The sequence below is a fragment of the Anaeromicropila populeti genome, assembly GCF_900112775.1.
In the GTDB taxonomy this organism is placed as follows: domain Bacteria; phylum Bacillota; class Clostridia; order Lachnospirales; family Lachnospiraceae; genus Anaeromicropila_A; species Anaeromicropila_A populeti.
In genome coordinates this window covers 57325-72360 of sequence record NZ_FOYZ01000002.1, presented here as the reverse complement: position 1 = coordinate 72360, position 15036 = coordinate 57325, and the positions used below count along the sequence as shown (strand labels likewise).

General features: G+C 36.1%; 10 protein-coding genes. 1 reads left to right on the top strand and 9 read right to left on the bottom strand.

What is annotated here, in order from left to right; genetic code table 11:
- The first annotated feature begins 64 nt into the window (after positions 1-64).
- Positions 65-1417: an MATE family efflux transporter gene (locus BM305_RS02410; RefSeq protein ID WP_092559108.1), complete on the top strand. Its 1353-nt coding sequence runs from the start codon at positions 65-67 to the stop codon at positions 1415-1417.
- Positions 1418-1472: 55 nt separating this feature from the next.
- Here BM305_RS02410 and BM305_RS02405 read toward each other — a convergent pair whose 3' ends face one another.
- The 9 genes from BM305_RS02405 to BM305_RS02365 all read right to left on the bottom strand — a co-directional run bounded on the left by BM305_RS02405 (position 1473) and on the right by BM305_RS02365 (position 14966).
- On the bottom strand, positions 1473-3926 hold the full coding sequence (locus BM305_RS02405; protein ID WP_092559107.1) for a glycogen/starch/alpha-glucan phosphorylase: 2454 nt from the start codon (positions 3924-3926) through the stop codon (positions 1473-1475).
- A gap of 174 nt (positions 3927-4100) precedes the next feature.
- A complete protein-coding gene (gene ileS, locus BM305_RS02400; RefSeq protein WP_092559106.1) occupies positions 4101-7316 on the bottom strand; it encodes an isoleucine--tRNA ligase in 3216 nt (1071 codons plus the stop codon).
- 385 nt (positions 7317-7701) lie between these two features.
- Positions 7702-8067 carry a DUF1667 domain-containing protein gene (locus BM305_RS02395; protein WP_092559105.1) on the bottom strand — a complete coding sequence of 122 codons (366 nt, stop codon included), beginning with the start codon at positions 8065-8067 and terminating at the stop codon, positions 7702-7704.
- Positions 8067-9326 carry an NAD(P)/FAD-dependent oxidoreductase gene (locus BM305_RS02390; RefSeq protein WP_092559104.1) on the bottom strand — a complete coding sequence of 420 codons (1260 nt, stop codon included), beginning with the start codon at positions 9324-9326 and terminating at the stop codon, positions 8067-8069. The genes BM305_RS02395 and BM305_RS02390 overlap by 1 nt, the downstream gene beginning before the upstream one ends.
- A gap of 16 nt (positions 9327-9342) precedes the next feature.
- A complete protein-coding gene (locus BM305_RS02385) occupies positions 9343-10776 on the bottom strand; it encodes an NAD(P)/FAD-dependent oxidoreductase (protein WP_092559103.1) in 1434 nt (477 codons plus the stop codon).
- Between the two features lie 204 nt (positions 10777-10980).
- Complete coding sequence (locus BM305_RS02380; RefSeq protein ID WP_092559102.1) at positions 10981-11550, bottom strand: glycerol-3-phosphate responsive antiterminator; 570 nt, start codon at positions 11548-11550, stop codon at positions 10981-10983.
- 36 nt (positions 11551-11586) lie between these two features.
- A complete protein-coding gene (gene glpK, locus BM305_RS02375) occupies positions 11587-13077 on the bottom strand; it encodes a glycerol kinase GlpK (RefSeq protein WP_092559101.1) in 1491 nt (496 codons plus the stop codon).
- Between the two features lie 42 nt (positions 13078-13119).
- Complete coding sequence (locus tag BM305_RS02370) at positions 13120-13848, bottom strand: MIP/aquaporin family protein (protein ID WP_092559100.1); 729 nt, start codon at positions 13846-13848, stop codon at positions 13120-13122.
- Positions 13849-14087: 239 nt separating this feature from the next.
- Positions 14088-14966, bottom strand: a complete 879-nt coding sequence (locus BM305_RS02365; protein ID WP_092559099.1) for a LysR family transcriptional regulator — start codon at positions 14964-14966, stop codon at positions 14088-14090.
- Between the last annotated feature and the right edge of the window lie 70 nt (positions 14967-15036).

Below are 15036 nucleotides of genomic sequence, written 5' to 3'. Positions count from 1 at the left end.
TGCATGTTATTCTAGAACTTCATAAAAAATCTAAATAGGACTAGAAGAAAGTGAAGGGACTAAAATGACAAATGATATGACAACTGGAAATCCAGCCAAAATAATATTTCTTTTTGCGCTTCCTATTTTATTAGGTTCCGTATTTCAACAATTTTATAGTATGGCAGACACCATCATTGTGGGCCGGTTTATTGACTATAAAGCACTTGCTGCTGTAGGCTCAACTGGTTCCATGTCTTTTCTTATCCTTGGATTCGTCATGGGACTGTCCAGCGGGTTTGCCGTTATCGTTGCGCAGCGTTTTGGAGCAAAGGATGAAGAAGGTGTTCGCCGTTCTGTTGCTACCAGCATTTTTTTGTGTACCATCACTACCATTATTTTTACCACATTATCCATGGTAATTGCAAGACCTTTACTTGTAGTAATGAATACTCCTGATGATATTTTTCAGGAAGCTTATACTTATATTATGATTATTTTTGCAGGAACGGGTGCTATTATGTTTTACAACATGGCTTCTTCTATTTTGCGCGCCTTGGGAGACAGCAAAACCCCTCTGTACTTTTTAATTATTTCTTCTATTTTGAATATTATTCTTGATATTGTTTTTATAGTAACTTTTAAGATGGGGGTTGCAGGTGCAGCGCTGGCAACTGTTGTATCACAAATTATTTCCGTAATACTTTGTGTTTTCTATATGATAAAGCATTATCCTATTTTACACCTAACTAGAAAAGATTTTCAACTAAATTCAACATTTGCATGGAAACATTTATCCCTGGGACTTCCTATGGCATTTCAGTTTTCTATTACAGCAATTGGTGTTATTATATTACAAAGTTCATTAAACTTGTTTGGTTCAGTGAAAATCGCTGCCTTTACTGCGGCAAGTAAAGTAGAAGGACTAGTATGTCAGGGAGCCCCAACCTTTGGAGTAGCCATGGCAAACTACACAGGACAGAATCTGGGTGCTGACAATATACCAAGAATTCGAAAAGGCGTTGTGGCAAGCAGTTTTCTTACCTTAGGTTTTTCTTTCGCAGCCAGCTTTATTGTCATATTGTTTGCAGAACCTCTGACCAAATTATTTATTACCGATGTGGATCCGATGGTTTTGGATGAAATCTATGCTGGTGCCAGAGAATATTTGAAAATGTGTGCCATTTTCTTCCCATCTCTGTTTCTTCTCTTCATATACAGAAACGTGCTGCAAGGCATTGGAAAAAGTTTTTGGCCTCTTATGGGTGGTGTTATCGAATTAGTAATACGAAGCATTGTTGCTTTTACTCTGCCAAAGGTAATCGGATATACAGGGATTTGTCTGGCTGGCCCTCTAGCTTGGGTTGGTGCATGTGTTCTGCTCTTTATTGCTTATATTGTAACATTTAGAAAAATGCATTCTGCATCCCCGTCCTAAAATAAATTCAGACTTGGTCAAAACAATGCACTGTTCTGACCAAGCCCTTTCATTATTATAACTCAACCTTTACTTTATCTAATTTCCATATTTCAGTAGCATATTCTTCAATTGTCCGGTCTGATGAAAACTTACCTGATTTTGCTACATTCAAGATAGCTGACTTTGCCCATCCTGTAGAATCCTTGTAAGCTTCCTCTACTCGCTTCTGAGCTGCTTCATAGGAGCGGAAATCTTTTAGAATAAAGTATTGATCTGCTCTCTCGCCACCATTTTGCTCTAATAATGAATTATAGATTTCACGAAACAGTTCTGGATTCTCTGGTGAATAGTAGCCATTAATAAGCTGTGTTAAAATATTACGAATGTCGTGATCAATATTATAGTGTTCTTTTGGATTATATCCACCATTCTGTTCGAAATGAATGACTTCATCGGAGGTCAGGCCAAAAATAAATGCATTTTCTTCTCCTACTTCCTCAACAATTTCAACATTAGCCCCATCCAATGTTCCTAATGTAAGTGCACCATTCAGCATAAACTTCATGTTACCTGTACCAGATGCTTCCTTACTTGCTGTAGAAATCTGCTCTGATACATCTGATGCTGCAAAAATCATTTCTGCTTTTGAAACATTATAGTCTTCAATAAATACTACTTTAATCTTATCATCAATAGATTTATCGTTATTCACCACATCCGCAACACTTGTAATAAGTTTGATGATTGCTTTGGCACGACGATAACCAGCGGAAGCCTTTGCTCCAAAAATAAATGTTCTAGGGTAAAATTCCATTCCTGGATTTGTCTTTAACTGATTATATAAGTGCATAACATGCAGAATATTCAATAACTGTCTTTTATACTCATGCAGACGTTTTACCTGTACATCAAATATAGAACGTGGATTTACTTCAATTCCATTTTTCTCCTTAATAAACTCTGCCAGGCGAAGTTTATTCTGGTATTTAATATTCATAAATTCTTTTTGACACTTTTCATCATCCGCGTAAATAGAAAGTTCATCAATAGCAGATAAATTGGTAATCCACTCATCACCAATCTTTTGTGTTACCCAGTCTGCAAGCAGTGGATTTCCATGAAGCAAAAACCTTCTTTGGGTAATTCCATTTGTCTTATTATTAAATTTTTCTGGAAAATGCTCGTAAAAATCTTTTAACTCCTGATGCTTTAGAATTTCCGTATGAAGCCTTGCAACACCATTTACAGAATAACTTCCCACAATTGCCAAATGAGCCATTTTAACCTGGCCATCATATACTACTGCCATTTTTTCAATTTTTTTATAGTTGCCTGGATAACATTCCTGAATTTCAATTATAAATCTTCTATTGATTTCTTCCACAATTTGATAGATTCGAGGCAAAAGTCTTGAAAATAACTCCAATGGCCATTTTTCCAATGCTTCTGACATAATGGTATGGTTTGTATAAGCACAAGTTTTTGTTGTGATATCCCATGCTTCATTCCACTCCAGATCGTAATCATCCATTAAAATACGCATAAGTTCTGCTACCGTAACTGTTGGATGTGTATCATTCAATTGAAATGTAACCTTTTCATATAAATTCCTAATATCATCGTGATTTTCCATGTATTTAGTAACCGCCCGCTGAATACTGGCAGATACAAAGAAATATTGCTGTTTCAGACGCAGTTCTTTTCCTGCATAGTGATTATCATTTGGGTAAAGTACCTCGCAAATAGTTCTTGCCAGATTCTGCTGTTCTACCGCTTTCTGGTAATCCCCCTTGTCAAAGGAATCCAGATTAAATGTATCAATGGCTTCTGCATCCCAGATTCTTAACGTATTAACCACATTATTATTATATCCTACAATAGGAAGATCGTATGGTACTGCACGGACTGACTGATAATTCTCCTGAATAAATCGATCTTTTCCCTTTTCATCTTTTCGTATTGCAACGTATCCTCCAAATTTAACTTCCACAGCATACTCGGAACGCTTAATTTCAAATGGATATCCATCTCTTAGCCAGTCATCTGGCACCTCCAGCTGAAAACCATTTTTAATCTTTTGTTTAAACATACCGTACTTATAACGGATTCCACAGCCATAGGCCGGATAGCCAAGTGTTGACAGAGAATCTAAAAAGCAAGCGGCAAGACGACCAAGACCTCCGTTTCCTAATGCTGGATCTGGTTCCTGATCTTCAATTACATTCAAATCTAATCCTAATTCTGCAATTGATTCTTTGATTACTTTGTTAGCACTTAGATTAATAATCATATTACCTAGTGCCCTACCCATTAGAAATTCCATTGACAGGTAGTATACTGTCTTTGCATCTTGCTTTTCATACTCCTTATGGGTAGCCATCCACTGATCTACCACAATGTCTTTTACCGCGTAAGAAACTGCCTGAAATAATTGCTGCTGAGTTGCTTCCTCAGCTTCCTTCCGATATAGAACTTTTAGATAATCTGTGATGTTTTTCTTAAACTCCTCTTTCTTAATTTGAATCATAAATTACCTCCTCTCCGTAATTATTTACATTAAACTCATGTAAATATGATTCATTATACTACATTATGAATATGTTGGAAATATGCATACTACAAAAACTTAAATTTATAAAAAATGGAATCCTTGTGATTTCACACAAAAGATTCCATTAATCATTACCAGAAAGATAATGTGCTAGTTGCGTTCTACCGCCATAATAACGGCTTCACCATTGATGTTCCATTCCTTAATAAAACCTTTTACTTCCTCTGTGCTAATAGCATTTGCCAAGACCTTATTTTTAATTGTGGCACTATTTCTTTCAATAATTTCTTCGATTTTATTATTATTATTTACAAAAACAGTAATTCTATCCATGACTTCAAAACCTGCATCTTTACGCATAGTTTGAATTTTACTAATTATTTCAAATACAAAGCCTTCTTCTATTAATTCGTCTGTAAGATTTGTATCTAGTACTACCGTTATGCCACGATCCGAATCTGATACATAGCCTTCTTTCTTTGCCGCTTCAATCAAAAGATCTTCTTTTTCTAATACTTCTTCTTTTCCCTCAAATTGTATTGTCAACGTTCCCTTTTCATTTAATTCGTCCATGGCAAGGTTTCCATCTAATGCTGCAAGGCATTCCTTCAGTGCATTAATTTGTTTTCCAAATCTTCTGCCCAGTGTGCGAAGCTGTGGCTTAAAGGTATAGGCTGTAAACTCACGAACATCCTCTGTAAACAATACATTTTTTACATTCAATTCATCTTCTATTATTTCTTTATAATATTCAGATAATTCAAACTCTGCCTTCACATACATAGAACCAACTGGCTGCCTGTTTTTTATATTTGCCTCATTCCGACATGCACGGCCTAACACAACAATATCTAATACAGCTTCCATATCTTTTTCCAGCTGCTCATCTACAAATGCACTGTCCCACTGTGGAAAATCACACAAATGAATACTTTCTGGCTGTGACTGATCGATGCTTTGAACCAAATTTTGATAAATATCTTCTGTCATAAACGGTATCATAGGTGCTGCCACCTTACAAATTGTCACTAATGCAGTATACAGTGTCATATATGCATTAATCTTATCCTGCTCCATTCCCTTCGACCAGAACCGTTCACGTCCACGTCTGACATACCAGTTACTCATTTCATCCACAAATTGCTGTAACGCTCTGGCAGTCTCTGGAATTTTATACTGAGACAGATTTTCATCTACGGTTTTAATTACTGTATTTAGTCGGGATAAAAGCCATTTATCCATTACATTTAGTTTATCATATTCCAAAGTATATTTTGTTGCATCAAATTGATCAATATTCGCGTATAATACAAAAAATGCATAGGTATTCCACAAGGTACCCATAAATTTACGCTGTCCTTCTACTACTGCTTTTCCATGAAATCTATTTGGCAGCCAAGGTGCGCTGTTTACATAAAAATACCAACGAATTGCATCTGCACCGTATTCATTCAGTGCCTCAAATGGATCTACTGCATTACCTTTAGACTTTGACATTTTTTGACCATTTTCATCCTGCACATGACCTAATACAATTACGTTTTTATATGGTGCTTTGTTAAAAATCAGCGTAGAAATAGCAAGTAAGGAGTAAAACCATCCTCTTGTCTGGTCTACTGCTTCTGAAATAAAGTCTGCTGGAAACTGCTGCTGAAACAGTTCTTGATTTTCAAATGGATAATGATGCTGTGCGAATGGCATTGCTCCTGAATCAAACCAACAGTCAATTACTTCTGGTACACGATGCATCTCTTTTCCACATTTTTCACAAGGAATGGTTACGGCATCAATAAATGGTCTGTGGAGTTCAATATCATCTGGACAGTTTGAAGAAAGTGTTTTTAATTCTTCAATACTTCCAATTGCGTGCATATGGCCACATTCACATTCCCATACATTCAAAGGTGTTCCCCAATAACGGTTACGACTGATTCCCCAGTCCTGAACATTTTCCAGCCAATCGCCAAATCTTCCTTTTCCAATGCTTGCTGGAATCCAGTTAATGGTGTTGTTATTGCGAATTAAATCCTCTTTCACTTCTGTCATTTTTATAAACCAGGATTCTCTTGCATAATAGATCAATGGTGTATCACATCTCCAGCAAAATGGATAGCTGTGCTCAAACTTTAACACTTTAAATAATAATTTTAATTCTCCTAGTTTCTTCAAAATGCCTTCATCTGATTTTTTGCAAAACAAGCCCTGGAACTCGGTTACTTCTGGCTTCATCTCACCTTTTTCGTCTACAAGCTGAACAAATGGCAGGTCATATCTGCGCCCCACATTGGCATCATCTTCACCAAAGGCAGGTGCAATATGAACGATACCGGTACCATCTGATAGTGTAACGTAGTTATCGCACACTACATAAAATGCTTTTTTCCCATTGACACTTCCTCTGTCACCAGGATCTCCAATCGTACCATCTGGTTTATTAAATGCATAATCAAATAGGGGAATATATTCTTTATACTCTAAATCCTTACCAGTATATTTCTCAACAATTTCATAGTTTCCTTCTACTACAGAAAGAAGGGCTTCTGCCAAAATGTAGTATTCTGTTCCTACAGCTGTCTCTTCCTCGCCTTCTTTTACTACACTGTTCTTTTCATTTACCTGAACCTTCACTTTTACATAAGTTTCATTTGGATTCACGCATAGTGCCACGTTAGATGGCAATGTCCAAGGTGTCGTAGTCCATGCAAGGAAAAATTCATCTTGTGCATTTTTAATCTTAAATTTTGCAATTACAGATTTTTCTTTTACATCCTTATACCCCTGAGCAACCTCGTGGGAAGATAGAGGGGTTCCACATCTTGGACAGTAAGGTACGATTTTGTACCCCTTATATAAAAGTTTTTTATCCCATATTTGCTTTAATGCCCACCACTCTGACTCTATAAAATTGTTATCATAGGTTACGTATGGATTGTCCATATCTGCCCAAAAGCCTACTGTACTGGAGAAATCCTCCCACATACCTTTATATTTCCACACAGATTCTTTACATTTATGAATAAATGGTTCTAAACCATACTCTTCAATTTGTTCTTTTCCATCCAGTCCCAAAAGCTTTTCTACTTCTAATTCAACAGGAAGTCCATGGGTATCCCATCCTGCTTTACGGGGAACTGCATAACCTTTCATTGTTTTATACCTTGGAATCATGTCCTTAATAACGCGGGTAAGCACGTGACCTATATGTGGTTTTCCATTTGCAGTCGGCGGACCATCGTAAAAGGTATAGGTGTCTCCTTCTTTTCTGGAATCAATACTCTTTTCAAATACCTGGTTGTCTTTCCAAAATTGTTCTACTTTTTTTTCTCTTTCCACAAAATTCAGATTAGCGGTTACTTTTTCGTACATGATTTTCCTCCTTTATTTCTACAGTTCTATTTTTCACATTTATGTTAGGATTGTATAAAATTGAGGTTAAAAAAAGCCCTCATCCAAACAGGATGAGAGCGAACTATCATTTAACCACCTATTTACATACCAACATATGCTTCCATGTAACGGTGGATCCCGGCTTAGCTTACTTGAGCGTCGAAAGCAATCTTGTTCAGCCTGCAACTTAGGAGTGATATTCAAAATCTACTACTCATTCCAGGCTTCCACTCTCCCTGGCTCGCTTTGATTTTCGTTGGATTTTTACTGTCTCCATCTTAGTTTTTATTTTATATGAACTCATCATAGTATATTTTTAGAAAGTTGTCAACAGGTGGTTTACTATTGATTTCTATGTTAATGTCTATTTTTTCATACTTCTAGAAGCAACAACATCAGCTCCTGTGCCTAGTATATTTTTGATAATAACATCTCTAACTGTAACAGGTGCTTCTACAACAACTTTATTAATTTCTTTCATGGCTTCAAATATAAGTCCTTTTGGTATAGGTTGGTTGGTTTTTACTGGAAGACTATGCAAGGAGCCACCCATTATCTTGACTGTAGTTGTCAAAACCCTAACTGGATTTGTTAACTCATTTTTCCCGTACTGTTCTCCACGTTTACAAGTATTTCCTTTCACTACTATAGTACCCTGATCTGTTTTTGTCACTTTAAGATGGCACCCCATTGGGCATACAATACATATCAATTCATGTTCTTTTTCCATTAGCCTTCCTCCTTCACTTCAATTATTAGTGTACTTCCATCTATCTGTTGTAACTCATCCTTCTTTAGTGTAATATGCTCCATTTCACCAGGAGCCATATGTGCTTTCTTCTTTTCTTTTATCACCTTATCACCACTTTTAACTACTAACTTAACATTATGATAAATGTTACGAACACGCATGAATAAATCCAAATTTGCTTCTACATTTTCAATCCGCACCGATTGTGGAACAATGTATGATATTCCATCTCCTGCAATCGTTTCAAATCCAATGACCGAATTATCCAATTGGTTTTGAACATATCTTGCGGCTCCTCTTCCAGCTCTGCGGCTTTCTTCTGTTACAAAGTCAACTAAATCATGAACATGAACTACATTCCCACAGGCAAAAATACCATTGGAGCTAGTCTCCATAACCTCATTCACAATAGGTCCATTTGTTTTAGGGTCAATCTTTAGTCCTACTGTTTTTGAAACTTCATTTTCAGGAATTAGTCCAACAGAAAGCAATAAAGTATCGCAATCATAATTGATTTCCGTTCCTGGAATAGGACGTCTATTTTCATCTACCTTTGCAATCGTAACTCCTTCTACACGGTTATGGCCTTTTACCTTTGTAACGGTATGGCTTAAATACAAAGGAATATTAAAATCATCTAAGCATTGCACAATGTTCCTTGTTAATCCTCCAGAAAACGGCAATATCTCAGCAACAGCCAGAACTTCTGCTCCTTCTAATGTCATTCTTCTTGCCATAATAAGCCCGATGTCTCCCGACCCAAGAATAACTACTTTCTTACCAACCATATAACCTTCCATATTAATAAATCTTTGAGCTGTCCCAGCAGTATATACTCCGGCGGGTCTAGTACCTGGCATAGCAATGGCTCCCGCCGTTCTTTCCCGGCAACCCATTGCTAATATAATAGCTTGTGCCTTTATACATAAATAACCCTCATTAGGACTTACTATATGAACTTCCTTTTCCTGAGTTATTTCTAGAACCATTGCATTTAATAAATAGGTGATATTATTCTCTTTTAGCTCATTAATAAATCGCTCCGCATATTCTGGTCCAGTCAGTTCTTCTTTAAACACATGAAGTCCAAAACCATTGTGTATACATTGCTGCAATATACCACCTAGTTCACGATCCCGTTCTACCACTAAGATTTTTTGCACTCCATTTTTTCTCGCTTCAATAGCAGCGGCCAGCCCAGCTGGGCCACCTCCTATAACAACTATTTCATAATCCATACTACACCTCCTAATCCTACTTTGTTTGTTCTGTTAATACATAAGAATTTTCACCATCATATAAAATATCTTCAATATTTTTATTTAATTCTCTTGCTAATATTTCTTGTACTCTTGGACCACAAAAGCCTCCTTGACACCTGCCCATTCCTGGTCTAGTACGTTTTTTTACACCCTTTACCGTTGTGGCACCAGCAGACCGATGAATACAATCAATAATTTCAGCTTCCGTAACCGTTTCGCAGCGACAAACTATTTGACCAAATTTGGAATTTTCTTTAATTTTCTCAATCTTTTCTTCTTTCGAAAGTTCAACAAACCGCACAACTGGTCTTCGTCTAGGATTGAAATTCTCATTTTTAACCCAGTCAACAAGTCCTGTATTTTTTACAATTGTTACTACATATTCTGCAACCGCAGGAATGGAAGATAATCCTGGAGATTCATAGCCACCAACATTAATAAATCCTTTTGCACCTTCCACCTCTTCAATTACAAAATCTCCTGTGCTGCTTGAAGCACGAAGTCCTGCAAATACTCGAATAACTTTATTAAATTGAATTTTATCTGAAGTAAGTAAGGCTGTCTTTTTAACATATTCCAATTGCTCACTCTCTGTTGCAAGATCATTTTTATCAGTAACAAATTCCGAATCTGGACCCACAATTAAATTTCCATGTACGGTTGGTGCTATTAAAATTCCTTTTCCTTTGTCAGAAGGGCATTGAAAAATGATATGATTCACCATGTCACCCATATCCTTATCCAGGATAAAGTAATTACCTTTTCTCGGTTTTATCTCAAAGTTTGGTTTTGTTACCATATTACAAATTTCATCTGCAAATACTCCAGCACAATTAATTACTAGTCTTGTTTCAAAATCACCATTGTTTGTTACTACTTTATATCCTGGTTCCAATCTATAAATATTTTCAACCCTTGTATTAAGCTTTAATGTAACTCCATTGTCTACTGCATTTTCTGCAAGCGCAATTGCTAATTCAAAAGGCGAAATAATTCCTGCTGTAGGAGCGTATAATGCACAACAAATTGCATCACTGATATTTTTTTCCATCTCATGAACTTCCTTCTTGTCAAGAATTCTCATATCAGGAACTCCATTTTTAACTCCATTTTCATATAGTTCCTTTATTATCCTTTGATCATTTTCATCAAATCCAACCACTAATGAGCCACACCGTTTAAACAATACATCAAGTTCATCACACACTTGATCAAACATCTTATTTCCAGGTGCATTAAATTTACCCTTCTTATAGCCTGCTTTAGCATCATAACCTGCATGAATAATTGCACTATTTGCCATTGTGGTTTGATTTGCTACATCGTTTTCTTTATCTAATAATAATAATTTTAAGTTGTATCTTGCCAATTCCCTAGCAATGTATGTTCCCGCTACTCCAGCACCAATAATTATAACATCATACATAATCTCCCTCTTTTCTACGCTGCTTTTTGTATCACTTAAGTTTGTGATTGCAGCGTAGACACAAACTTAAAAGAACTTCCTGCTACAGAAAAAAAGTCACACAATAGACCTTTATTTTATTAAGGTATTGTATGACTCTCATTCTCTCCAGCCAGTCTGTATTTAGTTATTATTCAATCTTACACTTCATAGTAACAACTTTATTTATTCATTCCATAGATTTTGTTTTGTTGTTGATATGCATGTAGCTCCTGCTTTTAATCCTGTAATAATCTCTTCTTTTTTATCAATTAGTCCACCTGCAATAACTGGTATATTTACTGCTTTACATACCCTAGTAATAATTTTAGGAAGAATACCTGGCATAATTTCAACAGCATCTGGTTTCAGAGATTGTATCGCTTGAACAGAAGCATCATAGGATGCAGAATCCAACATAAATAACCGCTGTATAATAAACAACCCTTCCTCCCTTGCTGCTTTTAGCAAGGATACTTTTGTAGATATTACGCCATCTACTTTAATATGTTTTTTGATATAGGCTATTGCCACTGCGTCCTTTGAAAATCCCTTGATTAAATCAAGATGTAAAAAAACCACTTTATTATTTTCCTTGCATTTTATTACTGCTTCCTCCAGATTAAAAATATCACCAGTTAATATGAATACAATATCACTAGCTGCTATAAGCGCTTTATCTAACTCATTGATATCACTTACAGCGGAAATAACCGGATTATCTTTAAATAATTCAATGAGTTCATAATGATTCATAATAAACCTTCTTTCTAAATATATGTGGATAATACATTATCTTTCCCAACTTTCTGATCTTTTAACCGCCTCTTTCCATCCGTTATAAGCCATAGTTCTATCAGCATCATTCATGTTAGGAGTAAATTCTTTATTTAATGCCCAACTTTCAACAACTGCTTCTTTACTATCCCAGAACCCCACTGCAAGTCCAGCTAAATAAGCCGCTCCTAGTGCAGTTGTTTCAATTACTTCTGGTCTATGCACTGGCACGCCTAAAATATCTGATTGAAATTGCATCAGAAAATTATTAGCAACTGCTCCACCATCTACTTTAAGTGATGTTAATTCTATACCAGAATCCGCTTCCATTGCACCAATTAAATCCTTGGATTGATAAGCAATTGCTTCTAACGCTGCTCTAACAATATGATTTTTATTGGCACCACGAGTAAGACCTACTATCGTTCCTCTTGCATACATATCCCAATAAGGTGCTCCTAATCCAGCAAATGCAGGAACTACATAAACTCCATTGGAATCTTTTACTTGCATTGCAAAGTATTCACTATCTTTGGCATTATCAATTAGTTTAAGTTCATCTCTTAACCATTGGATTACCGCTCCTCCAATGAAGATAGAACCTTCCAGAGCGTATTCAACTTTACCATCAATTCCCCAAGCAATTGTAGTTAATAAACCATTTTTTGATGAAACTAATTTTTCTCCTGTTTGCATCAACATAAAGCAACCTGTTCCGTATGTGTTCTTCACCATACCTGACTGAAAACATGCTTGCCCAAACAAGGCAGCTTGTTGATCCCCAGCAGCACCAGAAATCGGAATCGCCGTACCAAAGAAAGAAGCATCCACCTCACCATATACAAAAGAAGAATCCTTAACTTTTGGAAGCATTGTTTCTGGAACCGTTAAGATTTCTAACATTTTCTCATCCCATTTAAGTTCCTTAATATTATACATTAAGGTACGAGAAGCATTACTATATTCCGTTACATGTTCCTTCCCCTTTGTTAAATTCCATATTAGCCATGTATCCATTGTGCCAAATAGTAAATTACCCTCTTCTGCTTTTTCTCTAGCATTTGGAACATTGTCTAGTATCCATTTTACTTTAGTTCCTGAAAAGTATGCATCAACAATTAAGCCCGTGGTAGCTCTAATATACTCTTCATGTCCATTAGCTTTGATCTCTTCACAAATTTCAGCTGTTTGTCTGGATTGCCATACAATAGCATTATACACAGGTTGTCCTGTTGTCTTATCCCAAACAACTGCTGTTTCTCTTTGATTTGTAATTCCAACCGCAGCTATTTCTTCCGCAGGAATGTTATTATCGTTTAATACAGAATTCATAACACTCAGCTGTGTATTCCAAATTTCAATTGCATTATGTTCAACCCATCCAGCTTGTGGATATATCTGAGTAAATTCTTTTTGGGATACTGCAATAATTTTTCCATCTTTATTAAATAAAATTGCCCTGCAGCTTGTTGTTCCTTGATCTAGTGCCATCACATATTTTTTCATAAAACACCCTCCTGAATTCTAATTTCTTATTATCCTATATGCTTAAACAAAAAGTGTTAAGCAGAAGTTATAAATCAAAGCCCCCAACACCCCACCAATGATTGGCGCGATTACTGGAATCCATGCATAACTCCAATCTGAATCTCTTTTCCCAGGTATTGGCAATATTGCATGAGCAATTCTTGGTCCAAAATCTCTTGCAGGGTTAATTGCATAACCAGTAGGTCCACCCAGGCTAAGTCCTAATGACCAAACTAAGATACCAACTAATAATGCTCCTAGTGCTCCTGCGTTATTATGCGAATTGCCAATTCCAAGAATACCGATTAGTAATAGCGCTGTTCCAATAATCTCTGTAACTATATTCCATATTGTACTTCTTATTTCTGGTGCAGTTGAGAACACAGCAAGTTTTGCATCTGCATCATCTGTTTCAGCAAAATGCTTATAATATGCTAAGTACACAACAATTGCTCCAAGGAACGCTCCAAATACTTGAGCAGCAATATAACTTGGCACTAAACTCCAAGAAAAACTACCTATTACTGCAAGACCTATGGTAACTGCGGGATTAAGATGTGCTCCTCCAACCCAGCCAACTGTATAAACGGCTATTGCAACTGCAAACCCCCACCCAGCTGTAATAACAATCCATCCACTTGAATTACCTTTTGATTTCTTAAGTACTACATTTGCCACTACACCATCACCTAAAATTATTAGTATCATTGTGCCTATAATTTCCGAAATAATCATTGCTGTATTTGTCATTGCATGATCCTCCTCTTATGCGTAATACTAAAAACCTACTTTTTTGTGATGGCCATCAACAAATTTTAGTTATGCTATAATCCGACAAAAAGAGAGCAAAACAAAAGTAGCATTACTTTGTTAAGCTCTCCAAATCATCGCTCGTTTTTAGTTGATTTAATTATATCACATCACATAGTTCATGTAAATAATTTTTAAACGTTTATTGTTATTTTGTAAACTAATCAAGAATTTTCTCATTATATTTTGTGCATTTTTACTAATTCCTGAATCTGCTGATACATTTGTTTGGCGGCAGGGGCGAGCTGAACAGAATTTTGTGTTGCTAAACCTATTATTCGATATTCATTAGGAACAATCGGGAAAACATCCACTTCTCCTGTAAAGTTTTCCATGATAAGGCTTGGCATTATACACATTCCCAGTCCACTTTCTACCATGGCAATGGTAGATTGATCATCTAAAACCTGACAATTAGAATACACACGAAGCCTATACTTCTGTAAAAAATTCTGAACATCTGCATCACATGTCTTATGCTGAATTACAAAGGAACGGTTCCGCATCTCGTCAATTGTAATGTAATCAGAGTGCAGCGTCTGAAATCCCTTAGGCACAACACAGACCAATTGATCCCGATAAAGTGGTGTAATAGACAGTTCTCTGGTACAGGACGCAGAAAGAAATCCAAAATCCACATCTCCATTTTTGATCCATTCAATTACATCATCGTAGGTTCCTTGAAAAACACTTATTTCAATATCTGGATATAGTGATTGAAATGTTCTTATTATTCTGGGCATCCAATTAGTACATACACTATTGAAAGCACCTATTTTCACGCATCCCTTCTGTAATCCATTTAGCTCAGAAACACATTGAAGAAGTGCTTCCTGACTATTTAGTACCTTAATAATATTAGGATAAACCGCTTCTCCCGAACTGGTAAGCCGTACCCCATTTTTACTTCTTATAAAAAGAGAAAATCCAAATTCCTTTTCTAGCGCAGTGATAGAGTGACTAATTGCAGAAGGTGTTAAATCAAGAACTTCTGCTGCTTTATGAAAGCTTCCCTGCTGTACAACGGCATAAAATATCTGATAGGAAGGTAATGACATACATAAACACCTCCATTTCTGGTAATGATGAATTTAATTCACTTATAACATGAAATTAAAGAATTTTACT

Bases quoted from the DNA above. Each gene is read 5' to 3' on its own strand.
- BM305_RS02385 (WP_092559103.1), bottom strand. From the start codon at position 10,776: ATGTATGATGTTATAATTATTGGTGCTGGAGTAGCGGGAACATACATT.
- ileS (WP_092559106.1), bottom strand. From the start codon at position 7,316: ATGTACGAAAAAGTAACCGCTAATCTGAATTTTGTGGAAAGAGAAAAA.
- BM305_RS02395 (WP_092559105.1), bottom strand. From the start codon at position 8,067: ATGGAAAAAGAACATGAATTGATATGTATTGTATGCCCAATGGGGTGC.
- BM305_RS02370 (WP_092559100.1), bottom strand. From the start codon at position 13,848: ATGACAAATACAGCAATGATTATTTCGGAAATTATAGGCACAATGATA.
- BM305_RS02390 (WP_092559104.1), bottom strand. From the start codon at position 9,326: ATGGATTATGAAATAGTTGTTATAGGAGGTGGCCCAGCTGGGCTGGCC.
- BM305_RS02405 (WP_092559107.1), bottom strand. From the start codon at position 3,926: ATGATTCAAATTAAGAAAGAGGAGTTTAAGAAAAACATCACAGATTAT.
- BM305_RS02365 (WP_092559099.1), bottom strand. From the start codon at position 14,966: ATGTCATTACCTTCCTATCAGATATTTTATGCCGTTGTACAGCAGGGA.
- glpK (WP_092559101.1), bottom strand. From the start codon at position 13,077: ATGAAAAAATATGTGATGGCACTAGATCAAGGAACAACAAGCTGCAGG.
- BM305_RS02410 (WP_092559108.1), top strand. From the start codon at position 65: ATGACAAATGATATGACAACTGGAAATCCAGCCAAAATAATATTTCTT.
- BM305_RS02380 (WP_092559102.1), bottom strand. From the start codon at position 11,550: ATGAATCATTATGAACTCATTGAATTATTTAAAGATAATCCGGTTATT.